The 24,776-nt window shown below is 71.8% G+C and carries 25 protein-coding genes and 1 tRNA gene; 10 read left to right on the forward strand and 16 right to left on the reverse strand.

The annotated features are described in order from the left end of the window. Positions 1-308: 308 nt before the first annotated feature. Both ACFQGL_RS26520 and ACFQGL_RS26525 read right to left on the reverse strand, forming a co-directional pair. Positions 309-1,523, reverse strand: coding sequence for a helix-turn-helix transcriptional regulator (locus tag ACFQGL_RS26520; protein ID WP_377515186.1), 1,215 nt, complete (start codon positions 1,521-1,523; stop codon positions 309-311). A gap of 116 nt (positions 1,524-1,639) precedes the next feature. Further along, a tRNA-Ser gene (locus ACFQGL_RS26525) sits at positions 1,640-1,726 on the reverse strand. A gap of 184 nt (positions 1,727-1,910) precedes the next feature. Here ACFQGL_RS26525 and ACFQGL_RS26530 point away from each other — a divergent pair. Next, the gene (locus tag ACFQGL_RS26530) at positions 1,911-2,888 is read left to right on the forward strand and encodes an NAD(P)H-quinone oxidoreductase (RefSeq protein WP_377515188.1); all 978 of its coding nucleotides are present in this window, start codon (positions 1,911-1,913) and stop codon (positions 2,886-2,888) included. On the opposite strand, the gene soxR is transcribed toward ACFQGL_RS26530, so the two are convergent. Beyond that, entirely contained in the window at positions 2,871-3,335 is a 465-nt protein-coding gene (gene soxR, locus ACFQGL_RS26535) for a redox-sensitive transcriptional activator SoxR (protein WP_377515189.1), read from the reverse strand. The two genes, ACFQGL_RS26530 and soxR, sit on opposite strands and share 18 nt — an antisense overlap. Before the next feature lie 93 nt (positions 3,336-3,428). Then, positions 3,429-4,133 carry a glycosyltransferase family 2 protein gene (locus ACFQGL_RS26540; protein ID WP_377515219.1) on the reverse strand — a complete coding sequence of 235 codons (705 nt, stop codon included), beginning with the start codon at positions 4,131-4,133 and terminating at the stop codon, positions 3,429-3,431. 123 nt (positions 4,134-4,256) lie between these two features. On the opposite strand from ACFQGL_RS26540, the gene ACFQGL_RS26545 reads away from it, so the two are divergent. Next, entirely contained in the window at positions 4,257-6,485 is a 2,229-nt protein-coding gene (locus tag ACFQGL_RS26545) for a hypothetical protein (protein WP_377515191.1), read from the forward strand. A 155-nt stretch (positions 6,486-6,640) separates the two neighbouring features. Beyond that, positions 6,641-8,242, forward strand: a complete 1,602-nt coding sequence (locus tag ACFQGL_RS26550; RefSeq protein ID WP_377515192.1) for a ricin-type beta-trefoil lectin domain protein — start codon at positions 6,641-6,643, stop codon at positions 8,240-8,242. Between the two features lie 58 nt (positions 8,243-8,300). Here the strand turns inward: ACFQGL_RS26550 and ACFQGL_RS26555 are convergent, their stop codons facing one another. The 6 genes from ACFQGL_RS26555 to ACFQGL_RS26580 all read right to left on the reverse strand — a co-directional run bounded on the left by ACFQGL_RS26555 (position 8,301) and on the right by ACFQGL_RS26580 (position 14,121). Continuing rightward, complete coding sequence (locus tag ACFQGL_RS26555; RefSeq protein ID WP_377515193.1) at positions 8,301-8,909, reverse strand: hypothetical protein; 609 nt, start codon at positions 8,907-8,909, stop codon at positions 8,301-8,303. Positions 8,910-8,965: 56 nt separating this feature from the next. Then, the gene (locus ACFQGL_RS26560; protein ID WP_377515221.1) at positions 8,966-10,396 is read right to left on the reverse strand and encodes a sensor histidine kinase; all 1,431 of its coding nucleotides are present in this window, start codon (positions 10,394-10,396) and stop codon (positions 8,966-8,968) included. A gap of 46 nt (positions 10,397-10,442) precedes the next feature. Further along, complete coding sequence (locus ACFQGL_RS26565; RefSeq protein ID WP_377515194.1) at positions 10,443-11,135, reverse strand: response regulator transcription factor; 693 nt, start codon at positions 11,133-11,135, stop codon at positions 10,443-10,445. A gap of 101 nt (positions 11,136-11,236) precedes the next feature. Beyond that, positions 11,237-11,746: a hypothetical protein gene (locus ACFQGL_RS26570; RefSeq protein WP_377515195.1), complete on the reverse strand. Its 510-nt coding sequence runs from the start codon at positions 11,744-11,746 to the stop codon at positions 11,237-11,239. A gap of 111 nt (positions 11,747-11,857) precedes the next feature. After that, positions 11,858-12,871 carry an aminoglycoside phosphotransferase family protein gene (locus tag ACFQGL_RS26575; RefSeq protein ID WP_377515196.1) on the reverse strand — a complete coding sequence of 338 codons (1,014 nt, stop codon included), beginning with the start codon at positions 12,869-12,871 and terminating at the stop codon, positions 11,858-11,860. Between the two features lie 77 nt (positions 12,872-12,948). Then, complete coding sequence (locus ACFQGL_RS26580; protein WP_377515197.1) at positions 12,949-14,121, reverse strand: thiolase family protein; 1,173 nt, start codon at positions 14,119-14,121, stop codon at positions 12,949-12,951. A 158-nt stretch (positions 14,122-14,279) separates the two neighbouring features. Here ACFQGL_RS26580 and ACFQGL_RS26585 point away from each other — a divergent pair, with 158 nt between their 5' ends. Further along, complete coding sequence (locus tag ACFQGL_RS26585) at positions 14,280-14,705, forward strand: PH domain-containing protein (protein WP_377515198.1); 426 nt, start codon at positions 14,280-14,282, stop codon at positions 14,703-14,705. 76 nt (positions 14,706-14,781) lie between these two features. On the opposite strand, the gene ACFQGL_RS26590 is transcribed toward ACFQGL_RS26585, so the two are convergent. After that, positions 14,782-15,693 (reverse strand): rhomboid family intramembrane serine protease, encoded by a 912-nt coding sequence (locus ACFQGL_RS26590; RefSeq protein WP_377515199.1) that lies wholly within the window; start codon positions 15,691-15,693, stop codon positions 14,782-14,784. Positions 15,694-15,793: 100 nt separating this feature from the next. Continuing rightward, on the reverse strand, positions 15,794-16,324 hold the full coding sequence (locus tag ACFQGL_RS26595) for a peptidylprolyl isomerase (protein ID WP_377515200.1): 531 nt from the start codon (positions 16,322-16,324) through the stop codon (positions 15,794-15,796). Positions 16,325-16,408: 84 nt separating this feature from the next. Between ACFQGL_RS26595 and ACFQGL_RS26600 the strand changes: the two genes are divergently transcribed. Further along, positions 16,409-17,179 carry a hypothetical protein gene (locus ACFQGL_RS26600; protein ID WP_377515201.1) on the forward strand — a complete coding sequence of 257 codons (771 nt, stop codon included), beginning with the start codon at positions 16,409-16,411 and terminating at the stop codon, positions 17,177-17,179. A gap of 63 nt (positions 17,180-17,242) precedes the next feature. Here ACFQGL_RS26600 and corA read toward each other — a convergent pair whose 3' ends face one another. The 4 genes from corA to ACFQGL_RS26620 form a co-directional block, all read right to left on the reverse strand. Continuing rightward, a complete protein-coding gene (gene corA / locus ACFQGL_RS26605) occupies positions 17,243-18,391 on the reverse strand; it encodes a magnesium/cobalt transporter CorA (RefSeq protein ID WP_377515202.1) in 1,149 nt (382 codons plus the stop codon). Between the two features lie 324 nt (positions 18,392-18,715). Continuing rightward, a complete protein-coding gene (locus ACFQGL_RS26610; RefSeq protein WP_377515204.1) occupies positions 18,716-19,810 on the reverse strand; it encodes an aminotransferase-like domain-containing protein in 1,095 nt (364 codons plus the stop codon). 106 nt (positions 19,811-19,916) lie between these two features. Further along, positions 19,917-20,375, reverse strand: coding sequence for an ester cyclase (locus ACFQGL_RS26615; RefSeq protein ID WP_377515205.1), 459 nt, complete (start codon positions 20,373-20,375; stop codon positions 19,917-19,919). A 99-nt stretch (positions 20,376-20,474) separates the two neighbouring features. Next, a complete protein-coding gene (locus tag ACFQGL_RS26620) occupies positions 20,475-20,867 on the reverse strand; it encodes a CBS domain-containing protein (RefSeq protein WP_377515206.1) in 393 nt (130 codons plus the stop codon). A 114-nt stretch (positions 20,868-20,981) separates the two neighbouring features. On the opposite strand from ACFQGL_RS26620, the gene ACFQGL_RS26625 reads away from it, so the two are divergent. The 5 genes from ACFQGL_RS26625 (at position 20,982) to ACFQGL_RS26645 (ending at position 24,757) form a co-directional block, all read left to right on the forward strand. Further along, on the forward strand, positions 20,982-21,431 hold the full coding sequence (locus ACFQGL_RS26625; RefSeq protein WP_377515207.1) for an NUDIX domain-containing protein: 450 nt from the start codon (positions 20,982-20,984) through the stop codon (positions 21,429-21,431). Then, a complete protein-coding gene (locus tag ACFQGL_RS26630; RefSeq protein WP_377515209.1) occupies positions 21,428-22,195 on the forward strand; it encodes a hypothetical protein in 768 nt (255 codons plus the stop codon). Before ACFQGL_RS26625 ends, ACFQGL_RS26630 begins: the two co-directional genes overlap by 4 nt. Before the next feature lie 78 nt (positions 22,196-22,273). Continuing rightward, positions 22,274-23,005, forward strand: a complete 732-nt coding sequence (locus ACFQGL_RS26635; RefSeq protein ID WP_377515222.1) for a phosphocholine cytidylyltransferase family protein — start codon at positions 22,274-22,276, stop codon at positions 23,003-23,005. Beyond that, on the forward strand, positions 22,993-24,060 hold the full coding sequence (locus tag ACFQGL_RS26640; RefSeq protein WP_377515210.1) for an iron-containing alcohol dehydrogenase family protein: 1,068 nt from the start codon (positions 22,993-22,995) through the stop codon (positions 24,058-24,060). Before ACFQGL_RS26635 ends, ACFQGL_RS26640 begins: the two co-directional genes overlap by 13 nt. Beyond that, positions 24,035-24,757 carry a CDP-alcohol phosphatidyltransferase family protein gene (locus tag ACFQGL_RS26645; RefSeq protein ID WP_377515211.1) on the forward strand — a complete coding sequence of 241 codons (723 nt, stop codon included), beginning with the start codon at positions 24,035-24,037 and terminating at the stop codon, positions 24,755-24,757. Before ACFQGL_RS26640 ends, ACFQGL_RS26645 begins: the two co-directional genes overlap by 26 nt. Positions 24,758-24,776: the final 19 nt, after the last annotated feature.

Here is a 24,776-nt window from a genome sequence, read left to right on the forward strand (position 1 = left end):
TACGTGGAGGTCGGCGAGGCGGCTTTCCAAGGCGGCGACCGCTCGCTCGCCTCGCGCCGACCGTGCTCGCATAGCGGCCTCGACGGTGGTTGGCACCTCACCTATCACCGGACCGACCCAGTTTCTTGGGTTGCCGGTGAAGCCGGCTGAACGGCCAGATCATCGATACGTCCTCCGCCTCGGAGCCCTGAATGCATTGGGGCACCGTCGTTGTGGCGGCCCACCACCCCAGTGCGACGGCGTCAACACGCTATGCAGGGGGAGGATGGGAATTGGGTACGTGATGTACCCAGCGACAGGGCGTACCCCTAGAGCTCCGGAACCGCGATTCGGCCCGCCAACTCTGCCGCCTCGGCTCGGATCGCTGCCGGTGCCTCCCGGGCCAGCCGCTCGGCCAGATCCTGGGCAGCCGGCGAGTATCGAACCGTCTCCGGGGACACGGCCTCCGCGAGGCTCAGCAGGTGCAGCGTCGCTTCGCGCGCTCCCTCCAGATCTGCGGAGCGGGCAAGCTCAACATAGTGTCGGCCGCGCCGCTCGGTCGACGGGATCGTTGCCGGATCGAGCGAGTGCGCACGTCGCTGCGCCTCGTCAGGGTCACCCAGGTCAACGGCACACATGACCGCGTACACGTCGACCAGCGGGCGCGAGACTCGAGTACGAAGCCCGACGAAATCCGCTGGTAGAGCTCGGTCAACAACCTGGCGAGCGGCATCCCAGTCGGACCACGCGCCCTGGTCGCCGGTGCGAGCCCGAGTTAACGCGGTGCACAGGTGGAGGTCAGCCAACATCTCCGCCCACTCGGTGCCACCGTCCGCGACGCGGGGTTCGATCAGCCCACGAGCCTCCCGCAAACGCTCCAACGCCTCAGCACCACGACCAGCGGCGCGCAACAGATGTGCCGCGTACCAGGTGGACTGGGCGATGGCGAGAGGGTCGTCGGCGTCCAGAGCCGCAGCCATGCCGCGGTCGACAGTGAGCCAACACAGCTCACGCTCGCCGTGCCAGGCAAGGTATGCCTGCGCCAGGTGGTACGCCTGAGCGAGCAGCGCCAGGCTTGTTCGCCGGTCCCCGCCCGTGTGTAGGCGGGCGGCTCGCTGGGTCGCGTCGAGCAGGCCGGGCAGCAGGATGCCGACCTCGGTGCGCTGGTGTCGGGAGGTATGCCAGGTTTGCCAGGCTGAGTCGACCGCGCCGCGCAGGTAGTCAGGGGACTCCGGTTCACCGGAGACCGTGATGTGCCAAGCGGTCAACGCACGCCGGACGTCGCCGATGGCAGGGTGACTGGGCCGTCCGTCCAGAGACAGGGTCACCTGCGGGCCGTACAGATCACCGAGATCGCGCACGCCGAGGTGCGGAGCGATCTGCTGAGCAACTCGCAAGGTCAGGCTCCGCCGACCGTTCTCCACGAACTTGACGGTGGTCGGCGACAAGCCGGCAAGGCCGGCGAGCTGCTCGCGGGAAAGGCCAGCGGCTCGACGAAGCCGCTCAATGCGCTCGCCGGGAGTGGGCTGCTGCTGGTCGACCATGGGGGCACCTCGTCCCAGTGGGTACATCGCGTACCCCGACCGTACGCCGCGAGAACACAGCCGTCGATGCCCAGCAAGCGGACTGCGCCAGGACGGCATGAGGTGGATTCACTGAGCGGAGGGTGTGGGATTCGAACCCACGAAGACATCGCTGCCTTACCGGTTTTCAAGACCAGCGCCATCGGCCACTAGGCGAACCCTCCCGAGCCGCCACCCGGGGGCGTACGGCCGTGCTTAGTCTGCCACGACCGCCCGGCGGGCGCTTCGGCGTCCCTCCCCGGCCAGCCGAATCAGCGCCGGTCCGCGACCCGCGCCACGTCCACAGTGGTCGTCATGCCCGACCGGGTGCGCCTGCGGCCCGGAGCGGTATCGGGTAAGACTGAGCCCATGCGAGCCATCACCGTTCCGCAGCCCGGTGGACCCGACGCGCTGGTCTGGGCCGAGGTCCCCGATCCCGAGCCCGGCCCGGGTGAGGTGATCGTCGACGTGCGGGCCAGCGGGGTCAACCGCGCCGACCTGCTACAGCGGCAGGGTCACTATCCGCCGCCGCCGGGTGCCCCGGCGTACCCCGGCTTGGAATGCTCCGGGGTGATCAGCGCGATCGGCCCGGAGGTGACCGGGTGGTCAGTCGGTGCCGAGGTCTGCGCGCTGCTGGCCGGCGGCGGGTACGCCGAGCGCGTCGCGGTGCCCGCCGGGCAGCTGCTGCCGGTGCCGGCGGGCGTCGACCTGGTCGACGCCGCGGCGCTGCCCGAGGTGGCCTGCACGGTCTGGTCGAACGTGGTCGGGGTCGGCCGGCTCGCTCCGGGTGACACGCTGCTGGTGCACGGCGGGGGCAGCGGGATCGGTACGTTCGCCATCCAGTTCGGGGTGGCGCTCGGTGCCACGGTCCTGACCACCGCGCGGGCCACCAAGCATCCCCGGTTGCGTGAGCTGGGCGCGGCTCAGGCGATCGACTACCGGGAGCAGGACTTCGTCGAGGAGGTCCGGCGGGTCACCGACGGCCGGGGGGCGGATGTCATCCTCGACATCATGGGTGCGGCCTACCTGAGCCGGAACATCGCCGCGCTGGCCACCGGCGGTCGGCTCGTGGTGATCGGGATGCAGGGCGGTACCAAGGCCGAGCTGAACCTCGGCGCGCTGCTGACCAAGCGGGCCAGCGTCGCGGCGACCACGCTGCGTTCGCGGCCGCTCGCCGAGAAGGCGGAGATCGTCCGGGGCGTACGGGATGAGGTGTGGCCGCTGGTCGAGGCCGGCACGGTCCGGCCGGTGGTGGACCGGCGTCTGCCGTTCACCGAGGCGGCCCAGGCGCACCGGCTGGTCGAGTCGAACGATCACCTCGGCAAGGTGCTACTCACCAACGGGTGACGCCGCCTCCGGGCGGGGCAGCATGAGGCGGGCGCCCGGGCCCTCGCCGGCCAGGGCGTCCCCCGGGTTGTTGAGCGTGCAGCGTTGCAGGGACAGGCAGCCGCAGCCGATACAGCTGTCCAGGTCGTCGCGGAGCTTGCCGAGCAGCCGGATCTTCTCGTCCAGCCGGCTCCGCCAACTGGCGGAGAGTCGCGCCCAGTCCTGCGGGCTGGGCGTACGGGCCTCGGGCAGCGAGTCCAGCGCCTCGCGGATCTCCTCCAGCGAGACACCGACCTGCTGGGAGATCCGGATGAACGCCACCCGTCGCAGCTCGGCGCGGGCGTACCGACGCTGGTTGCCGCCGGTCCGGTCGGCGCGGATCAGGCCGAGCCGCTCGTAGTAGCGCAGCGCCGACGGTGCCACGCCGGAGCGGACGGACAGCTCGCCGATGGTCAGAAGATCCTGCATCGCCCGATTCCTTGAGTTCAAGTTGACTTCAAGTTACAGGCTATCCGCATGACGAGGGGAACCACCAACGTGGCCGCGCCGGCCGTTGGGCGGTCAGCGGGTCGGCGCGGTGGGGCGGCGGCGGGCGCGTTCCCGGCCGAGGATCCAGATCGCCTCGACGCCGTCCTTCCAGGTGATCTTCTTGCCCTCTTCGCGGCCGCGTGCCCGGTAGCTGATCGGCACCTCGTAGGGCCGGATCTTGCGGCGCAGCAGCTTGCCGGTGACCTCGGCCTCCATGCCGAAGCCACGGGAGCGCACCGCGAGCGAACGGTAGAGCGCCACCGGCATCAGCTTGAAGCAGGTCTCCAGGTCGCCGATGTAGGAGTTGAACAGCACGTTCGCCGCCGTCGTGACGCCCTTGTTGCCCATCACGTACCAGAAGCTGTAGGCGCTGTGGCTGCCGAAGGTGCGATTGCCGTAGACCACCGTGGCCCGCCCGTCGAGCACCGGGTCGAGCAGCTTGGGGATGTCCTGCGGGTCGTACTCCAGGTCGGCGTCGAGGATGACCATGTAGTCGCCCTCGGCGCTGTCCACGGCCGTCTTGATGGCCGCGCCCTTGCCGGAGTTGCGCTGATGGGTGATGACCCGCAGACGCGCGTCGTCGGCGCGACCGAGGATCTCACCGGTGCCGTCCCGACTGCCGTCGTCGACCACTACCAGCTCGATCTCGCACGGGTAGTCCACCGCCAATGCCTGCTTGAGGGCATCCGCGATGCGTTCTTCCTCGTTGTAGACCGGCATGAGGATCGAGAGCTTCACGGGAATCTCCACGGTGGCGACAATACGTCGGGCATAGCCTAGCGTGGCTGGTCAGCCGAACGCCTGCCGCCATCGTCGGGCCGTCGGCGTGGCGGCTCGACCGGATGGTGTTTACTTCCGCCCATGTCGGCTGCCGGCTTCCTGCTCGCGGCGGTGCCCGCCGCCGCGGTGCTCCTGCTCATCGTCGCGACGAGGCCGAGCGAGGTCGGCGCGGTGGCACCGCTGCGGCTCGCCGTGGTGCGCGCCGCCCTGCTCACCGGGGCGTACGCGGTGCTCGTCGTCGAACTGCTCGGCGCGCTGCACGCGCTGACCCGGCCGGCGTTCGTCGCCGCCTGGCTGCTCTTCCTGGCCGCCGCCGGGACGACCGCCGGGCTCCGCCGGCGTCGGGAGGCCCGCCGCGAGCGGCCTCCCGCCGCAGCGCCCCGGCCGGTGCCGGTCGGCGCCGCCGTGCCCGCCGGGGTCGGCCCGGACACGCCCGTCCCGGTCGTCGACGGCGGCGAAGCAGGGCCCGCGCCCGCGCCGGCCAATCGGGTACGCGCCGGCCTGCTCGCCAGGGCGGCCGATTCCTGGCGTACGGCAGGTCGGGGCGAGCGGCTGCTCGCCGGCACGATCGGCGGGCTGGTCCTGCTGGAGCTGCTGGTCGCCCTGCTCGCCGAGCCGAACAACTTCGACTCACAGACCTACCACCTGCCCAAGGTCGAGCACTGGGTGGCCCAGGGCGACCTGGACTTCTGGGCCACCGCCATCCACCGGCAGGTGACCATCCCGCCCGGTGCCGAGTACCTGCTGCTGCACCTGCGCCTGCTCACCGGCGGGGACCGCCTGCACAACCTCGTGCAGTGGGCGGCCGGGGTGGGCTGCCTGTTGGTGGCCGCCCGGATCACCGCACAACTCGGCGGTGGCCGTCGGGCCCAACTGCTCACCGCGTTCGTACTGGCCAGCACGCCGATGGTGGTGCTACAGGCGACGAGCACGCAGACCGACCTGGTGTGCGCCGCGTGGGTGGCCTGCGTGGCGACCCTGGTGCTGGACGGTCTGCGCCGGCGGACCGGCTGGGGCACCCTGCTCGGGCTGGGGGCAGCCACCGGGTTGACCGCCGTGACCAAGACCAGCGGCCTGATCGCCGTCGGCCCGCTGCTGGTGCTCTGGGGGTTGGCGCAGCTCCGACTGACGCTGGCCGCCAGGTCGTCTTCAACCGGCAGCTCGTCTTCAACCGGCACGTCCACGGCAGCCGGCACGTCCACGGCCGGCGGGGTGGTCCGCGTGGTCGGCGGCTCGGTGCTGATCCTGCTGGTCGCGACCCTGGTGGTCGGCCCGTTCCTAGCCCGGGTGACCGCCGAGTTCGGGCACCCGCTGGGGCCGCCGCGGCTGCGTGAGTCGATCCCGATGGAACGGCACGATCCGCCGTCGATCCTGATCAACGCGCTGCGGATCGGGCACACCGCCTTCGACACGCCGCTGGCACCGCTGCGCCGGGCCGGCGCCGAGGCGATCATCGGCGGGGCGGACGCGATCGGGGTCGACCCGCAGGATCGGGCGATCACCTTCGGGCGGGAGGTCTTCCCGGTGCCGGCCTGGTACCCGGACGAGGACCGGGTGGCGTTCCCGCTGGCCGGGGCACTGGCGCTGATCGGCGCGGTGGTCGCGTTGTGCCGTCCGCGTCGCGTCGATCCGGGGCAGGCCGGGCCGCTGCGCGCGTACGCGGTGGTGGTGCTGGCCACCGTCCTGCTGCACACCTCGATGCTCAAGTGGCAGCCGTGGGGCAACCGGCTGCTGCTCTACGCCCTGGTGCTCGCCGTACCTCTGGCCGGGCTCTGGTTGGACACGCTCTTCCGCCACCGAGCCACCAGTGCGGCCGGCACGCCGGGGGCGGCGACCGGTCGGGCGCGACGGTCGGTGGCCACCGTCGCGGCGGTCACCGTGCTGGCCACCTCGGCACTGGCCGGGGTGCTCGCGCTGTCGTACGGCTTCCCGCGCCGGCTGGTCGGCGGCGGCTCGGTCTTCACCACCTCGGAGTGGGACACCCGGTTCCTGCGTCGCCCGCAGTGGGCCGACGAGTTCCAGTGGGCCGCCACGGCGGTCCGTGACAGCGGTGCCCGCCGGATCGGGCTGGTGGAGCAGAACGACAACTGGGAGTACCCGTGGTGGCTGCTGCTGCGGCAGCCGGACGGCAGCTCACCGGATCTGGTGTCGTTGCAGTCCGTACTGCCGGAGCGGCCGCCGGCCGACCCGTCCTCGGTGGACGCCATCGTCTGCACCGGCAGTCAGCCCGCGTGCGGAAAGTTGGTCCCGGCAGGTTGGCGGTTGGAGTACCGCGACTACGTCGGCTACGCGTTGCCGCCCGGCCGCTGAGCCCACCGCCCCCACAGCACCGCCCGGATCGCCCGATCCGGGCGGTTCTGCATTCCGCGCGCAAGGATCCGAGGCGCATTCACATCCATTGATCAGCACGTTACCGTCTGGTAACTCAATCGACGTCCCGCGATTGAGCCGAAAGGAGTGCGTCGATGCCTGCAATCCCTGCCAGGCCCGAACGCGCGACCCGACGACGGGCCAGCACCGTCGCCGTCGCCGTCGCCGCTCTCGTCCTGCCGATGCTCGCCGGACCGGCCGCCCCCGCACACGCCGTCGACCGGCCGGCCGTCCAACCACTCCCCGCCAGCCTGGAGGCCATCCGGGCCGCCGAGGCGACCGCCCTCTACGGTGCCCCACAGATCCGCCCGATCGAGCAACGCCGCACCGCACTGATCACCGTGGGCGACAGCGAGATCTCCGGTGAGGGGGTCGGCAACTACGTGCCCGGCACCCACCAGGACGGCAACTGGTGCGACCGCTCGTACGACCAGGCGGTGTTCCGTACCGGAATCCCGTCGGACACGCAATACAACCTGGCCTGCTCCGGCGCCACGCCGTGGAACCTCATCGCCGGCGGCCCGACCCAGCACAACGAGCTGAACCAGGGCGACTACCTGGGGATCAAGGCGCGCAACACGCACGTCAAGCTGATCTGGGTGGTCGTCGGAGCGAACGGCGAGGGCACCATCCAGTTCGGCCCGGTCGCCACCGACTGCGCGATCAGCCGGGTCTTCTTCACCGGCGAGTGCTACCCGGACTACACCGACCAGTGGACCATCCGCACCGACGGCAGCCGGCAGGCCGTGGTCGGCGCGCTCAACGACATCCGGCAGACCATGACCAAGGCCGGCTACCTGAACTCGGACTACGAGTTGGTGCTCATGTCCTACCCGAGCCCGGGCAGCCCGGACGTCGAGGACAACCCGAACTTCCCCGGCTGGTACTCCGGCGGCTGCCTGCTCTACCTGGCCGACGCGGCGTTCGCCCGGAACAAGGCGGTGCCGATGTTCGAGTCGGCGCTGCGCGCCGCGGCCGCCCAGACCGGCACCCGCTACCTGGACGCCAGTCGGCTGTTCCACGGCCACGAGGTGTGTACCGACAACACCTCGGTTCGCGGCCTCTACATCGAGGTGGGCATCTGGAACGAGAACGCGGCCCGCCAGTCGTTCCACCCCAACGCGCGTGGGCACGGGATGTTCGCCCAGTGCATCACCCAGTTCTGGAACTCCGGGCAGGCCCAGGCCAGCTGTGTCGACCCGGCCAGCACCGGCGGCGGCGTGCTCTACCCGGGGCTGCTGGAGTTCAAGCAACTGCGCAACGTCGCCACCGGCACGTGCGTCGACGGCAAGGGGTACGACTCCCGCAACGGCACCGTGCAGCAGCCGTACACCTGTCACGGCGGGCGCAACCAGGGCTTCTGGTACGACGCGTCCCGCCAGTCGCTGCACTCGGAGCTGTCCCACGATCGCTGCCTGGACGTCGCGAACAGCTCCATGACCTCCGGCACCGCGGTCAACATCTATGACTGCAACGGCACCGGTGCACAGAAGTTCACCTTCGTCGGCAACCAGCTCAAGCCGACCGCCGCGAGCAACCTGTGCGTCGCGTTCGACAATCCGTGGCTCGGCAGCCCCCGGCTGCGGCTGGCCACCTGCTCCTCCAGTACCCGGCAGCAGTGGTCGTACGAGTCCCGGAACTTCGCCAACCCAGTCGGCTACGGCCACGACGACTTCATCGGTTCCCGCGTCTACTGATCGGATGTTAGGAAGGGCCCCTTGTACAACGCTAGGCGTTAACAAGGAGCCCTTCCTTTCACTTTGCGCGCGGGATGAGGATCAGGCGGGCGACGCCCTTGTCGCCGTCCTTCGCGCCGGCGACGCCGAGCGTCGTACCGACCTTGACGTCACTCGGCTGCACGCTGGCACGCCGCTCGACCACCCGCAGGTCGTCACCGAAGGTCCAGGTCATGGTGAAGCCGTCGGTGGACTTGACGGTCATCGAGTTGCCGTCGATGGCGGTCACCTCGCCGCGCTGCACGGCGACGGTCTGCGTACCGCCGTCCTTGGTCTGCACCACCGCCTCGCCGTGCAGGGTGTTCTTGCGCAGCAGCACCCGCGCCTGGCGACGCTTGCGGAACTCCTCGCCGCGCTTCTGCTTCGCCTTGTCCTGCACGCTGGGGGAGGCGTCGGGCGCGGCGGACCCGCTCGGCGCCGGCGCGGCGACCGTCTGCACGTCCAGGTCGTTGGCGTCGAAGCCCATCGCGGCGAGCGCCTGGCCCTCCACGCCCATCGCGGCGGCGACCTCGACGGCGGCCTCCCGGGCGGGCTGACTGGCCACCTCGGCCGCACCGCAGCCGCTGACTCCGAGCGCGACCGCCGCGAGCAGCGACGTGGTGGCGGCGGCGAATCCCCAACGTGGCATGACTTTCCCTCTCGTCCGTGGAGCCCTCAGACTGCCCGGCCCACACGAGCGGAGCGTCAGGCCGATGTTCGGGTTCGGTAAGGGTCACCGGGCAGCCGGACCGTGAACGCGGCACCGCCCTCCGGCGCGTGGCCCGCGACGATCTCCCCACCCAACCGGCGGACCAGCCCGGCGGCCAGCGCCAGCCCCAGCCCGCTGCCCACCTTGCGCACCCCCCGGTAGCGCTCGTGCAGCGCACCCCGCTCGAACGCCACCGCCAGGTCGTCGTCGGTGAAGCCGGGCCCGCCGTCGCGGACCTCCAGCACGCCGCCGGCGGCCGGGTCCGCGCCGGCCGGCCGGACCGCGAGCACCACCGGCGCCCCCGGGGGTACGACCCGCAGCGCGTTCTCCAGCAGTCCGTCCACCACCTGCCGGATCCGCCCCGGATCGGTGTACGCCGGCACCGGCCCACCCGGCGTCTCCACCCGGAACGACACTCCCACCGCCGCGCAGCGGCCGGACCAGGTCGGCTCGGCGTCGACGGCCAGCCGGGTCAGGTCCACCGGCACCGGTTCCAGCGGGAAGTCGGCGGCCTCCAACCGGGCCAGCGCCAACAGGTCACCGATCAGCCGGTCCAGATGCTGCGCCTCGGCCAGCACCGTACGACCGGTGTCGGCGGTGCCGTCCGCCTCGATCACCCCGTCGGCCAGCGCCTCCGCGTACCCCCGGATCGCGGTCAACGGAGTCCGCAGCTCGTGCGAGACGGAGAGTAGGAACTCCCGCTGCCGGCCCTCGCTGGTGGCCAGCGCCGCGGCCAGCCCGTTCAACGCCTCGGCCAGGTCGGCGACCTCGTCCGGGGGCTCGACCGGGACCCGGACGGCGCGATCCCCGGCGCGCAGCCGGGCGGCGGCGGTGGCCGCGACGCGGATCGGCCGGGCCAGCCGGCGGGCCAGCAGCAGCCCGGCCACCACGCCGGCCGCCAGCCCGGCCAGCAGGGGCAGCCAGAGGCTGAGCAGCACCTGGGCCCACAGCCCGTTCGCCGAGGCGCGGGAGAGCACCACTCCGTTGCCGCCGGGCAGCGCACGACCCTCGACCAGGGCGCGATGGCCGTTCACCGGGCGTCGGACCGACACGTTGCGGCCCTGCTCGATCCGCTGCACCACCCGGGGCGGCAGGCCCGGCCGGTCGACGGCACCCCGCCGGATCAGGTACGCGTCGATGCCCTGGTTACGCAGTTGCTGGATGAGCCGCTCCTCGTCGGCGGTACGGCCCCGGTCCAGCCTGGTCCGCAGCACCTCGGCGGCGAGCCGGGCCTGCGCGGCGAGCGCCTCCTGATCGCGTCGCTCCGCACCCCGGATCGCCAGCGGCACCGCGACGATCGCGGTGACCAGCACCGACACCAGCGCCACCGCGCAGGTGACCAGCACCGCGCGGGCGGTCAGCGTACGGCCGAACCGCCGACGCGAAGGTGCGGCCGGCGGGCGGGCGCCGATCACCGGCAGCGCCATGGTCGGCGACTCGGGTCGCGCCGGGTGTTGTTGCCGGCCGGGGTGCTCAGGCATCGACCGCGTACCCCACGCCCCGGTGGGTCCGGATCACGCTGGCCGGGCCGAGCTTCGCGCGCACCTGGGCGACGTGCACGTCGACGGTGCGGGTGCCGGCGTGCGCGGCGTAACCCCAGACCCCGGCGAGCAACTCCTCCCGGGTGAAGACCCGTCCGGGCCGCGCCATCAGGTGGGCCAGCAGGTCGAACTCGGTAGAGGTGAGCTGCACCGGTACGCCCGCCGCGGTGACCGTCCGGCGGGCCGGGTCGAGCGTCACCGGCCCGACGACACGCGGCCGGTCGGCACCCTCCGGGCCGCCGGCCGAGCGGCGCAGCACGGCGCGCACCCGGGCGACCAACTCGCGAGGGCTGAACGGCTTGGTGACGTAGTCGTCGGCACCCAACTCAAGCCCGACGATCCGGTCCACCTCGTCGTCGCGCGCCGTGAGGAAGATGACCGGGGTCCAGTCACCGGCCTCGCGCAGCCTGCGGCAGATCTCGGTGCCGGGCAGGCCGGGCAGCGCGATGTCCAGGACGCAGGCCACCGGTCGCAGTCGGCGGGCGGCGCTCAGGCCGCCCTCGCCGTCCCGTTCCAGGTGGACGCCGAACCCGTCCCGCGTGAGATAGAGCCGGACCAGGTCGGCGATGGCCGGCTCGTCCTCGACCACGAGGACGAGCCCGCGGTGCGGCGGTTCGACGGTCACCGGCCCATGATTGCCGACCCGAAGGGTTCGGCGCGATCAGTGCGTGTTCGAGTTCGGTAAAGGCGACGCGAACAGCCGTCGCGGCCGGTGGTGCGGGGGCGTCAGCGCGCGACGGCGGGGCGGAAGACGCTGGGCCGGGCGGCGGGCTTGTCGCCGATGGTGGCGACGATCCGCTCACGCGGCGTACGCAGGCGGGTCCGGAAGGCATGGTTGAGCAGCGCGTCGAGCTGCCACACCCGCTTCGGGTGGGTGGTGTGGATGAGGAAGCGCTCGCGGATCCCGTCGATCGCGGTGGCGGCCAGCTCGACCGACTGGAGTCGCGGGTCCGGGCTCCAGGTGACGTTGCTCAGCTCCCGCAGCTCGGTGTTGAGGTGCAGGCGGAGCCGGTGCAGCAGGCGGGTCTGCTGGGTCACCACCAACCGGCGGTGCGTGAGCAGCAACAGGTAGTCGCCGGTGACCGGACGGTCGGGGCGGCTGCATCGGGTGACCAGGATGGTGGCGTCACCGGAGCCGACGCAGCGCCGGAAGACCGGCATGTGCCTGCTCAGGGTCTGTACGGCCAGGCCGGCCTCTGCGGCGGCCGGAAGGAACGTTCGGGAGAAGACGTCCATGCAAGGCCCAACGAGACCCCGGCCGGGGTGACGTGGGTCACGCTGGTTTTTTGGAAGTTCCACGGGACGGGTCGCACGGGCTGTCCGATTTCCGACCCGGACGGATCCTGGTCAGGCCCCGGCCTGCAGCGGGTTGTCGGCGAACAGTTCGGCGAGCCAGCCGGGCACCGCCTCGGCGTACTCGGCGCGGGCCGGATCGGTGGTGTCCAGGGCTCGCCGCCAGGACAGCGACCGACTCACCGCGCCCAGGTTCATCGCCAGGTCGGCGGCCTCGACCAGGGTCCTGCGGTCGTACCGGTCGGTCCACGCCTCCAGGTAGCAGTCACGCAGGCGGACCAGCCGGGCGTCGTCGGCCGACAGCTCGGTGGCGTACCGGATCGAGCGCAGCGTCACCAGCAGCGTGCCGAACGGATGCGCCACCGAGGCGTCACCCCAGTCGAAGTAGCGGTAGCCGGTCGGGCCGGCGAAGACGTTGCCGTCGTGCAGGTCGTCGTGCTGCACCGTGGCCGCGATGCCGAGGTCGGCGAGCCGGCGGCACCGCTCGGCGTACGCCGGCAGCTCCGCCCGCAGCCGCTCGTACGTCTCCGGGCTGAGCCCGTCCTCGTCGCCGATCCGCAGCGACTCACGATCGTCGAGCAGCCCGGCGAGCAGCGCGGGCAGCACCTCGGGGCGATGGTCCGGTACGCCGAGGGCGACCAGCTCGTCGGCCTGGGAGGCGGTGGCCAGTTGGAGCGCGGCGTACCCGGGCAGCGCCCGCTCCCAGTGCGTCAGATCCGCGTCCCGACCCAGGACGTCGCGCAGCGACTCCCCGCCGTCCGGCAGCAGCGACCAGCCCTGGTCGGCGTCGACCGCGATCGGTGTCAGCACCCGCTCCGGCGCCGACCGGGCCAGCCTCGCGATCAGGACGGCCTCGTGCACCGTGCCCGGGTTGTTGGCCTTGAACCAGACCGGCCCGGCGTCGGTGGGCAGCCGCCAGACCAGCGACCAGGGACGCACCCGGGGCTCCACCGGCCCGGTCACCCGCCGGCCGGCCCGGCTCAGCTGCTCGTCGACCCAGGTGCGGGCCCGCACCTGCCACTGCTCGTCGGACCAGTTGGGGGCACGCTTGCCGGCGGTCGTCGTCACGCTGCGCAGACTAGGCGGCGCGGCCGGCCGGGGGCGAGACCTTTTCCCGGACAACCGAGGTGCCCCGGGCGCGGTGATCAGATCAGCTCGACGATGGTGGCGTTGGCCATGCCGCCGCCCTCACACATGGTCTGCAGGCCGTAGCGGATCCCGTTGTCCCGCATGTGCTGGAGCATCGTGGTCATGATCCGGGCACCGGAGCCGCCGAGCGGATGACCGAGGGCGATCGCTCCGCCGCGCGGGTTGAGCCGCTCCGGGTCCGCCTCGGTCTCCGCCAGCCAGGCGAGCGGCACCGGGGCGAACGCCTCGTTCACCTCGTACACCCCGATCTCCTCGATGCCCAGCCCCGCGCGGCGCAGCGCCTTCGCGGTGGCCGGGATGGGCGCGGTGAGCATGGTCACCGGATCGTCGGCGGCGACCACGGCGGTGTGGATCCGGGCCAACGGACGCAGGCCGTGCCGGCTGGCCCACTCGCCGGTGGTCACCGCGAGGGCCGCGGCGCCGTCGGAGATCTGGGACGCGGACCCGGCGGTCACCACGCCGTCGGCGCGGAACGGGGTGGCCAGTTCGCCGAGCTTCTCCAGCGAGGTGTCCCGGCGGATCCCCTCGTCGGCGGCGAACTTGCCGCCGTCGCCGAGGGGCACCGGCGCCAACTCCGGGTCGAACGCTCCGGCGTCCTGCGCGGCGGCGGCCTTCTCGTGGCTGGCCAACGCGAACTCGTCGAGCTGGGTACGCGAGAAGCGCCACCGCTCGGCGATCAACTCGGCACCGACCCCCTGGTTGAACGGCAGCGGCGCGTCGTCGGCGAAGCCCTCCACGCCCCGGTACCGGGCCCGGAGCTGGTCGCTGAACGGCATGCCACCGGCCACGCTGGAGCCCATCGGCACCCGGGTCATCGACTCCACCCCGCCGGCGACCACCAGGTCGGCCTGGCCGGAGAGGACCGTCGCGGCAGCGAAGTGCAACGCCTGCTGGCTGGAACCGCACTGCCGGTCGAGCGTGGTGCCGGGCACCGTCTCGGGCCAGCCGGCGGCGAGCACACCGTTGCGGGCGATGTTCCACGACTGCTCGCCGACCTGGGACACGCAGCCCCAGAAGACGTCATCGACCTGCGCCGGATCGAGGCCGGTGCGCTCGGCGAGGGCCCGCAGCACGTGCGCCGAGAGGTCCACCGGGTGGACGCCGGCGAGGCTGCCCTTGCGCCGGCCGACCGGGGTGCGTACCGCGCCGACGATGACCGCGTCACTCATGTTTACTCCCCGGTAACTTGGGCTGTCCTCGATCCTACGTCGTTGGTGGACCGGCCGTCCGGCCCCGGGGCCGCACTCCCCTGGCCGGTGTCAACGCGGGCGTCGGTGCGGGCCGCGTCGACGTGCCAGGACCCGAGCGCCGCTGGCATGCTGGGCGGGTGGATGAGATCACCGCGGCCCAGCAGTGGCGGGTGCCGGCCAGCCTGCCCGCAGCGAAGCTGATCGGCGCGGCTCTGCTGGTCGCGCTCGGCCTGCTCTTCGCCAACGGCGACGCGGTCCGGCTGGTGCTGGCCGTCCTGGCCGCCGCCGTGCTGGCCGGCTGGGCGGTACGCGACCTGGTCGCGCCGATCCGCTTGGCGGTCGACCCGACGGGGCTCACCATCGCCCACGGGTTCGCCGGGCGTCGACGGCTGCCCTGGTCCGCGATCGAGGCGATCACCGTGGACCGCCGACCGCGGATGGGGCTCACCACCGAGATCCTGGAGATCGACACGGGCGAGTCGCTGCATCTCTTCGGCCGGTACGACCTGGGCGCCACCCCGGACGAGGTCGCGACGACGCTACGCGCGGCCCGCCGCTCCTGACACAACGAGATCTTGGAGGGAGACCGCCCCCGTGGGGGCGATTCGCGGCCACGATCTCAGCCCGAGGCCCGGGCCCTCAGCCGAGCAGTTGCGCGGTACGGAACAGGGCCAGGGCGAGCAGCACCAGCAGGATGAGCGCACCGCCGACGACCTGCACCAGCGTGCGCCGGCCGCGTGGCGCGTACGCGAGCACCAGGGCCATCGCTCCACCGGCCACCAGACCACCCAGGTGCCCCGGGATGGAGATGCCCGGCACGGCCAACGTGAACACCAGGTTGATCACCAGGATCGGGATGATCTGCGAGATGTCCCGGCCCAGCTTGCGCTCGATAATGATCAATCCGGCGAAGAGGCCGAAGATCGCCGTCGACGCGCCCGCCGTGGGCCTGTTCGACTCGGTGAAGAGGTACGCGGCGACGTTGCCGCCCAGACCCGCGATCAGGTAGAGCGCGGCGAACCGCAGCCGGCCGAGGTTGGCCTCCAGCGACCGGCCGAGAATCCAGAGCGCCCACATGTTCAGCAGCAGGTGGATCACGCCGTAGTGCAGGAACATCGCGGTGACCAGCCGGTACCACTGGCCCTCGGCGATGCCGCCGAGCGTGCCGTCGGGGAAGACCGCCCGGCCGAGCACCGAACCCCAGTCGGTCAGCGGCGTGCTGCCGCCCATCAGGCCACCGAAGCCGGAGCCACCCGCCGCCGCGTCCCCGCCCCGGTCGGAGGCGATGGAGGCCAGCATGAGCAGCACGTTCAGCGCGATCAGCGCCTTGGTGACGTAGCCGTGCCGGCCGGCGGCACCGCCACCGAAGGCGGTACGCGCCGGCCGCACGCTGCGACGTCCCTCGTTGACGCACTCCGGGCACTGGTGCCCGACGGACGCCTCTCGCATGCAGTCCGGGCAGATCGGCCGGTCGCAGCGGGTGCACCGGACGTAGGTCTCCCGACCGGGGTGCCGGTAACAGACGGGGGTGGTCGGCGGGGACTCGCTCACCGGGCCGACCCTCCGTCCGCCACCGCGCGACCCACCGGCACCGGCCGGTGCCGGGCTCCGGAGCGCTCAGTCATGCGAGCAAAGGTACCTCGCCCTTCGATCAGGCGGCGGACCGCTCGATCTCGACCCGCTCGATGACGACGTCCTGCAGCGGACGGTCGCTCGGACCGGTCGGCGTGCTGGCGATCGAGTCGACGACCTTCGCCGACTGCTCGTCCGCGACCTGCCCGAAGATCGTGTGCCGGTTGTTGAGGTGCGGCGTCGGCGACACGGTGATGAAGAACTGCGAACCGTTGGTGCCCGGTCCGGCGTTCGCCATCGCCAGCAGGTACGGCCGGTCGAAGCGCAGTTCCGGGTGGAACTCGTCGGCGAACTTGTAGCCCGGGTCGCCCCGGCCGGTGCCGGTCGGGTCGCCCATCTGGACCATGAAGCCGCTGATCACGCGGTGCGAGATCGTGCCGTCGTAGTACGGGCCGCTGCCCGGCTGGCCGGTGCGCGGGTCGGTGTACTCCCGGTTGCCCTCGGCCAGGTCGACGAAGTTGCGGACCGTCTTCGGCGCGTGGTTCGGGAAGAGCTCCAGCCGGATCGGGCCAGCGTTGGTGTGCAAGGTGGCGTAGACAGCCTCGGCCACGGGTACTCCTCACTTGTTGGTCAGTTCCATGCGGATCCTCCCATGTGCCCGATCTGGCATCGCGGAGGCATCCGAAGGTGCACGATGACGAAGGAACAACTCCCAGGAGGTGGGACCGTGTTTGGAATCGGGCGGCGTAAGTCCCAGGGACAGCTGGCCAAGGCCGAGCTGAACCAGAGCATCAGCCACCTGGTGCAAGCAGCCAACCACGCCGCTAAGGGCACCGGCGCGACGATCGGTCCGCGGGTCCAGGCGGCCCGGGTGTACGTCGGGCCGGCCGCGGCGAAGGTACGCGACCGCGCCTCGACCGGCTGGGGGACGACACTCACCACGCTGGCACCGCTGGCCGCGGCGGCGCGCGACGGCGCCGCGCAGGCAGGGCCGCTGACCAGGAAGGCCAAGTCGAAGAACATGCGGATCACCGGCAGGAAGAAGCAGCCGCGCCGTCGCGGCTCGATGATGACCGGCCTGCTGGCGGCGGGTGCCATCGCCGGCCTGGCCGGCGCGGTCGCCCTGCGCCGCCGTCGGGAGCAGCAGGAGTGGGCCGAGTACGACCCGACCCGCACCCTGGAGCCGATGCGCGACGAGGTGGACTCGATCGAGGTGCGGACCTCGTCCACCGGCGCCAAGGGAACGGACGGGTCCACGCTGGTCGGCGCGACCGGAATTTCCGGCAGCGGCAGCTCGGCGATGGCCGGCGACAACACCAGCGCCACCGCCAAGCCGGCCGGCATCCGCCCGACCGACAAGGTCCCCTCGGTCGCCGAGGGGGCGAAGGACACCTCCGGGCGTCCGACCGACGACCTCACCAAGGCACTGAGCAAGGACACCGCCCGTACCAACGGCCGCCGCTGACCCGGCGGCAGCGCACGAGCGCCGGCGACGGGGGTTCCCCGCCCGCCGGCGCTCTCGCGTGCGTCAGAGCCAGCCGTTGCGGCGGAACCAGCGGTAGAGGGCCAGCGAGACACCGAGCATGAGGGCCAGGGCCACCGGGTAGCCGTAGGTCATCTTCAGCTCGGGCATGTTGTCGAAGTTCATGCCCTCGACGCCGGCGATGGAAGTCCAGACGGCGGCGATGGCCGCCCAGGCGGCGATCTTGCGCATGTCGTTGTTCTGGTCGACGGTGACCTGGGCCAGCCGTGCCTGCAGGATCGAGTTCAGCAGGTCGTCGTACGAGTTCACCTGCTCCACCGTGCGGCTCAGGTGGTCCTGCACGTCCCGGAAGTAGCGCCGAATCTCCTTGGGCACATCCCGGTTGATCTGTGAGGTGAGCGACATCAGTGGTCGCTGCAGCGGGACCACCGCCCGCTTGAACTCCACCAGCTCACGCTTCATCTGGTAGATCCGCTGGATCCGGCCTCGGCCGTTGCGGTCGAAGACCTCGGCCTCCAGCACGTCCAGGTCGTCCTCGATCTGCTCGGCCACCTCCAGATAGAGGTCGACCACCCGGTCGGTCACCCCGTACGCGACCGCCCACGGCCCCTGGAGCAGCAACTCCTGCTTGGTCTCCAGATCGGCGCGGACCGGGGACAGCCGGCAGGCGTCTCCGTGCCGGACGCTGATCAGGAAGTTCGGGCCGATGAAGAGCATCACCTGGCCGGTCTCCACGACCTCGGAGTTCTCGGTCAGCTCGGCGTGCTCGCAGTACCGGGCGGTACGCAGCACCAGGAAGCTGACGTCGCCGAACCGCTCCAACTTGGGGCGCTGTTCGGCCTTCACCGCGTCCTCGACGGCCAGCTCGTGCAGGCCGTAGGTGTCCGCGATGGCGGTCATCTCGGCGAGCTCGGGCTGGTGCAGCCCGATCCAGACGAAGCCGTGCTCCGCACCACGCGCCGCCTTCAGCGCGTCCGCGTAGTTCCAGTCGCCGGGTTGCCGTTTGCCGTCGATGTAGAGCGCGCAGTCGACCACGCCGCTGCGTCCGCTGTCGGTCGGGGTCGGCGCGGGCGGGGAATCGTCGGCGTGGAGCATCCGGCTCACCGCCCGGACCGGCGACGGCCAGGCCCGGGGTCGTAGCACCCGGCCGGTGTTCGACGGCGTCGTCCGGCCCTGATCTGCCCGATCCGTCATCGCGCCCCCTCCCCACGCTCAGCTGCGGCTTGCAGGCTACGCCGGTTCCGGCGCGCAGCCGGGGTGACGGTGGTCGCGTGGGGGCGGCGCCGGGCGGGCCGGGCCGCATTGGGGGGTGCGGGACGACACGGCCCACCCGGCGCCCGTGGGGGCGGGGGTTGTGCTGCACGCGTCACCGGGACCTCGGCGGAGGCGGCCCGGACCGGGCGGTGATCTCCACCACAGCTGGTGAGTGACGCTCGCAGCATTGTGAGCCGCCGGCCGCCCGGGCGGGAGTCCCGAGGCGGCCGGCATCGTCACTCTGTCGGGAACCCGACAGAAATTTCAGCGACGGACAGCCTCGACGGCCTCCGCCAGTCGGCGCACACCCTCGTCGATCCGATCGGTGGTCACGGCCGAGAAGGCCAGCCGCAGGGCGTGCCGCCCGCCGTCCAGCATGAAGTCACTGCCCTTGACCACCGCGACGCCGCGCTCGGCCGCGGCCGGGGCGAGCCGATCCACCAGCACGTCGTCCGGGAACTCCACCCAGAGGAAGTAGCCCCCGTCGGGCTCCACGAACCGGGCCTCCGGCAGGTGCCGGCGCAGCGAGTCGGCCAGCACCTGGGCCCGCTCGCCCAGCGCCGCCCGCACCGTGTCGATCGAGCGGTCGATGTCCCCGGAGACGCAGAACTGGTGCACGATCGCCTGGGACACCATGCCGGGCGAGATGTAGAGGCTGGTCGCGTTCTTGGCGATGTCCGCGATCAGATCCGCCGGGCCGACCAGGTACCCGACCCGTACGCCGGGGCAGACCGTCTTGGTGAAGCTTGACGCGTGCACCACCACGTTGCGGGTGTCCAGCGAGAGCATCGACGGCAGTGCGTCGCCCCGGAACCGGATGTCCGCGTACGGGTCGTCCTCGAAGATCGTGAACTCGTACTCGGCGGCCAGGTCGAGCAGCTCTCGGCGCTTCTCCAGGGAAAGCGTCATGCCGGCCGGGTTCTGGTAGTTCGGGATGACGTGCGCGAGTCGGGGCCGGACTCCGGACTCGAGCAGCTTGCGCAGCTCAGCGGTGTCCAGGCCGTCCGGCTGCACCGAGATGCCGTGCAGCTCGCCGCCCATCTGCTGGAGGTTGAGCAGCGTCCGGTCGTACGTCGGGCGCTCCACCACCACCGCGTCCCCGGGGCGGACCAGGTGGCCGAAGAGGAACGCGTCGGCCTGGAGCGACCCGTTGGTGACCAGCACCTGGTTGGCGTCGACCCCGTGCTTCTCGGCGATCCACTTGCGCAGCGGAACGTAGCCGACAGAGGTGCCGTACGCCGTGACCCCCGCTGGGTCGGCCTCGAAGGCGCGGACGGCGGCGGCCTTGAGGCCCTCGACATCGACGATGTCCAGCGAGGGAGCCCCACGGGCAAAGGAGATCAGCTGCTCGGCGGTCATGGATGTTGAGCGTACGGGCGGCGGCCGGGAGCGCGCGGACGGCACGGCGATGTCCGCATCTTGAGCTACCGGGTCGGGTGACCCGCCGGCACGAATCGGCGACAGATCAGACCGGAAGGGCGAGCGAGTCGTGCTGCGTCGCCCGGGAAAGTCCCTCCAACTGCACGCCGAGCGCATCGAGCATCTGCCCCCAGTCGAAGTAGGACCGCCAACTGACGATCCGACCCCGACGGGCCCGAACCACGTCGGCCACCTCCCAGCTCACCAACTGGCCGGTGGGCGCGACGGTGCCGAACGGCGAGTGCAGCGTGCCGGTGTGGGTGCCGGTCAACCGCAGCTCCATGGCCGCGCCGCCGGCCGTACGCACCACGCCCAACGGGTCGACCCGCAGGTCCCCGAACGCGCCGGTCCAGGTACGCAGCAGCGCGGGCAGTTCGATCGGGCGGACCGTGACACCCGGCATGGCGTAGAACGCCTCCGGGGCATAGAGATCCGGCAGCCGGGCCACGTCCCGACGCAGGAGCATGGCGTACTGCTGCTCGATGAGGCGCTCGGCGTCACGCATCGGACCCTCCCGCACGGGCCACGGCATCTCCGCGCCCGCGAGGAATGCTTACCCGTCGATCTCGCCGGGCACACCTGCTGGCGAAATCCGGCGAGACGGTCAGGTCGCGGCGACCGCCTGGCTCTCTGCCCAGACCCGCATGATGTCCCGGACGGAGATCACCCCGGCCACCTCGCCGCCGTCCAGCACCACCAGGTGCCGGAACCCGCCCCGAGCCATCGCGGCGGCCGCCTCGGCCACCGTCCAGTCCGGCCCGGCGTAGACCACTTCCCAGGTCAGGTGGGCACCGGTGCGTTCGACATCGCAGTCCAGGCCGGCACCGATGGCCTTCAACACGTCGCGTTCGGTCATGATCCCGACGCCCTCGGAATCCGGGTCGATCACGACCGCGGACCCGACTCCACGGGCCGACATCATCCGGGCCGCCTGCCGGAGCGTGTGCTCCGGACCGACGACGAGGACCTGGCTGGACATCGCTTCCCGTACCTGCATCACGCATCACTCCTTTGGGACGGTGGCATCCGGTACCGACATCGTGGTCTGTGGATGTTTCCTGGACAAGACCGGGAATCGCCGCAGCACCGGACGGCTCGCTACTGTCGGACGGTGTCCACCGAGCCCCTGCGCTGCGCCGGCGCGCTGATCGTCGACCACGACGGCCGCATCTTCTTCCAGCGCCGGTCGCCGCACCGACGCCTGTTTCCCAACTGCTGGGACATTGTCGGCGGCCACCTGGAGCCGGGCGAAGGGATCGAGGAGGCGCTGCGCCGGGAGGTCACCGAGGAGACCGGCTGGCTCCTCTCGCACGTGCTGGGCCAGGTGGGTGAGTACCACTACGTCGGCGACGACGGCCTGGCCCGGATCGAGTACGACTTCCTGGTCCGGGTGGACGGCGACCTCGACCACCCGACGCTGGAGGTCGGCAAGCACACCGAGTACCGCTGGCTGGCCGAGCACGAGGTGACCCTGCTGGACGAGCACCTCGACGTCAACGACGGGATGATCCGGCGGATCGCGGAGGAGGGCTTCGCCGTCCTGCGGTCGATCGGTCTGTGAACGCCGTCGACCTGGCGCCACACCGGTCCGCCGGGCTGCTCGCCCCGGCCGTGGACCGGGTCTTCGTCGCCGGCATGCTCGCCGGCCGCGACGGCGGCGGCGCCGAGCTGAGTCAGCGGTACGGCGGACCGGCCGCGACCGGCTTCCTGGTGGATCTGCGCACCCGGTTGGCGGCGCCCGGCGGGACGGTCGACGGGCCGGGGTTCGCGGCCATCACCCGCTACCGCGACCCAGCCACCTGCCAGCGGATGTTGGACAAGCAGGTGGCGTACGGCATGATCCACCGCCGCCCGGACGGCGCGCTCTCAGCCACCGACCGGGGTGCCGCCTTCCTCGCCGAACTCCACCGGGTGCACGCCGAGGTCACCGAGGAGTTGTGGGCCGGGCAGGACGAGCGGGTGCTGCGGCTGGTGGAGGCGCTCGGCCGGCTGTTGGCGTACGCGCTGGTGCTGACCGACGAGCAGGGGGAGATCACCGGTTCGGCGTTCGCCGCGATGGCACCGCCGTACGAGCCGGACGGCACCCCGTCGGGCGTGCTGCTGCTCAATCGACTCGGCACGCTGCGTTACCACCGGGCCGACGCGCACGCCGCCGCGTGGAGTGCCGCCGGGCACACCGCGTCGAGCGTCGCGGCCCTGCCACCCGGCCCGGAGCGTCTCGCCATCGAGTTGGAGACCGATCGCCGGGCGGCCGGCCCGTACGCCGTCCTCAGCGCCCAGGAGCGGCTGACCATGCTCGCCGACCTGGCGGCGCTGCCCGGCTGACCCGGTTGGCCGGAGCGGCCCAGCGTCCCGGGCTATCCTCCACCGGTGACGGGGAGCAGGACGATGGAGGGTGTTCCGATGATCGGGATGGTGCTCGCGGCCGGGGCAGGGCGCCGGCTGCGCCCGTACACCGACACGCTGCCCAAGGCGTTGGTGCCGGTGGACGGCGAGACCACGATCCTGGACATCGCGCTGGGCAACCTGGCCGAGGTCGGGCTCACCGAGATCGTGATCGTGGTCGGGTACGCAGCGGACACCGTCCGTGAGCGGCAGGCCGACCTGGAGAAGCGGTACGGCGTCACGCTCACGCTGGTGCACAACGACAAGGCCGAGGAGTGGAACAACGCCTACTCGCTCTGGCTGGCCCGGGAGCACTTCGCCCGCGGCGTGCTGCTGGTCAACGGGGACACCGTGCACCCGGTGAGCGTGGAGAAGACCCTGCTGGCCGAGCGCGGCCCGGGGATCCTGCTCGCGGTCGACACCCTCAAGCCGTTGGCCGAGGAGGAGATGAAGACCACCTTCGACGCCGCCGGTCAGCTCACCCGGATCACCAAGCTGATGGACCCGGGTGAGGCGTACGGGGAGTACATCGGCGCCACGCTGATCGAGCCGCAGGTGGCCGACGCGCTCGCCGACGCGCTGGAGGCGACCTGGCGGCGTGACCCGAACCTGTACTACGAGGACGGCTACCAGGAGTTCGCCGACCGGGGCGGCGAGGTGCGTGCGGCCCCCATCGGCGACGTGCCCTGGGTGGAGGTCGACAACCACGCCGACCTGGCCCGGGCGCGGGAGATCGCGTGCCGCTACTAGCTCGGAGCGTCCTCACCCCGCTGCACATCGACGTCCGCCGAGGTGCGGTCGCCGACCTGGCTGCCATCCTGGCGGACGGGCGGATCTCCTCCGGCGGTGATGTCGCGGTGGTGGTCGGCCCGGGTCAGGGTGCCCAGATCGCCGAACTGATCCGACCGTCGCTGCGCTCGGCAGACGTGTTCACCGTCTCCGGAGGGACACTGGACGCCGCCGACGACCTGGGCGGCAAACTCCGCGCGCGCTCCTACGATGCGGTGGTCGGCATCGGCGGCGGCAAGACCATAGACGTGGCCAAGTACGCGGCGACGCGGCGAGGGCTGCCGATGGTGTCGGTGGCGACCAGCCTCGCCAACGACGGGATCGCCTCCCCGGTGGCCAGCCTGATCACCGATGGGCTCAAGGGTTCCTACGGCGTACACATCCCGATCGCGGTGATCGTCGACCTGGACTTCGTGGAGAGCGGCCCGGACCGGCACAACCGGGCCGGCATCGGCGACGTGATCAGCAACATCAGCGCGTTGGCCGACTGGGAGCTGTCCCGGCAGGTACGCGGCGAACCGGTGGACGGTCTGGCCGCATCGCTGGCCCGGGCGGGTGCCGAAGCGGTGCTCAACCACCCCGGCGACATGAGCGACGACGCGTTCGTCACCGTGCTCGCCGAGGCGCTGATCTCCAGCGGTCTGGCGATGGCGGTCGACGGCACCAGCCGGCCGTGCAGCGGCGGCTGCCACGAGATCATGCACGCGGTCGACTCGCTCTTCCCCGGCACGGCGTCGCACGGCGAGTTGGCTGGACTGGGCGCGCTCTTCTGCACATGGCTGCGCGGGGACCTGCGCCGCTTCGGGGAGATGTCGGCCTGCCTGGCCCGGCACGGCCTGCCGCGGCTCCCCGCAGACGTGGGGCTCACCGACGACCAGTTCGTGGAGGCGGTGCAGTTCGCACCTCGTACCCGCCCGGACCGGTACACGATCCTCGAACACCTGGCGCTGTCGCCTACCGAGACGCGGGAGCGGCTGGCAGACTACGCCGGTGCAATCCGCGACCGCCTTGGCTGAGTCCCGTCCCACCGTCGCCGACTTCCACCGGGTCAACCGGGGTGGCGGCCTGTTCAGCGAGTCGATCAGCCAGTGGCTGGGTGCCGTCTTCGCGCTGGTCGCCCAGCGGCTCGGGCTGCGCCCGACCGCGTTGACCATCACCAACCTGGTGATCGGTCTGGCCACCTCGGTCACCGTGGTGGCGCTCGCCGGCCCGGTGGCCGCCGGCGACGTACCGGCCTGGGTGGTCGGCCTGCTCGCCCTGGTCGGCTGGCAGGTGGCGTACTCCCTGGACTGCGCCGACGGGCAGTTGGCCCGGGTGACCGACCAGCGCAGCGCGGCCGGCGCCCGCGTCGACGTGCTCTGCGACGTGGCCGCGCAGATCGCCCTGGTGGCCGCGCTCGCCGCCACCGTGGTGGCGCAGGAGCCGTCGACCCCGACCTGGCTGGTGGCGACCTTCGCCGGCACCTGGATGGTCAACCTGGTCACCTCGGTGATGCAGGCCGGCCCGAACTCGGCCAGCATGGTCCCGTCGACCTCGCTGCCGGTGCGCGTGGTGAAGCTGATCCGCGACTACGGCGCGGTGATCTTCGTAGCCGCCCTGGTGCTGGCCGTGGCCCCCGCCCTGGTCCTCTGGGTGATGATCGCGTTCACCATCGTCAACGGCGGCTTCCTGCTCGCCAGCATCGCCTTCTCCGCCCGCGCCTCCCTCCACTAACCCCCCCCCCCCCCCCCCC

This window comes from Micromonospora vulcania (assembly GCF_042658605.1).
Classification (GTDB): domain Bacteria; phylum Actinomycetota; class Actinomycetes; order Mycobacteriales; family Micromonosporaceae; genus Micromonospora; species Micromonospora vulcania.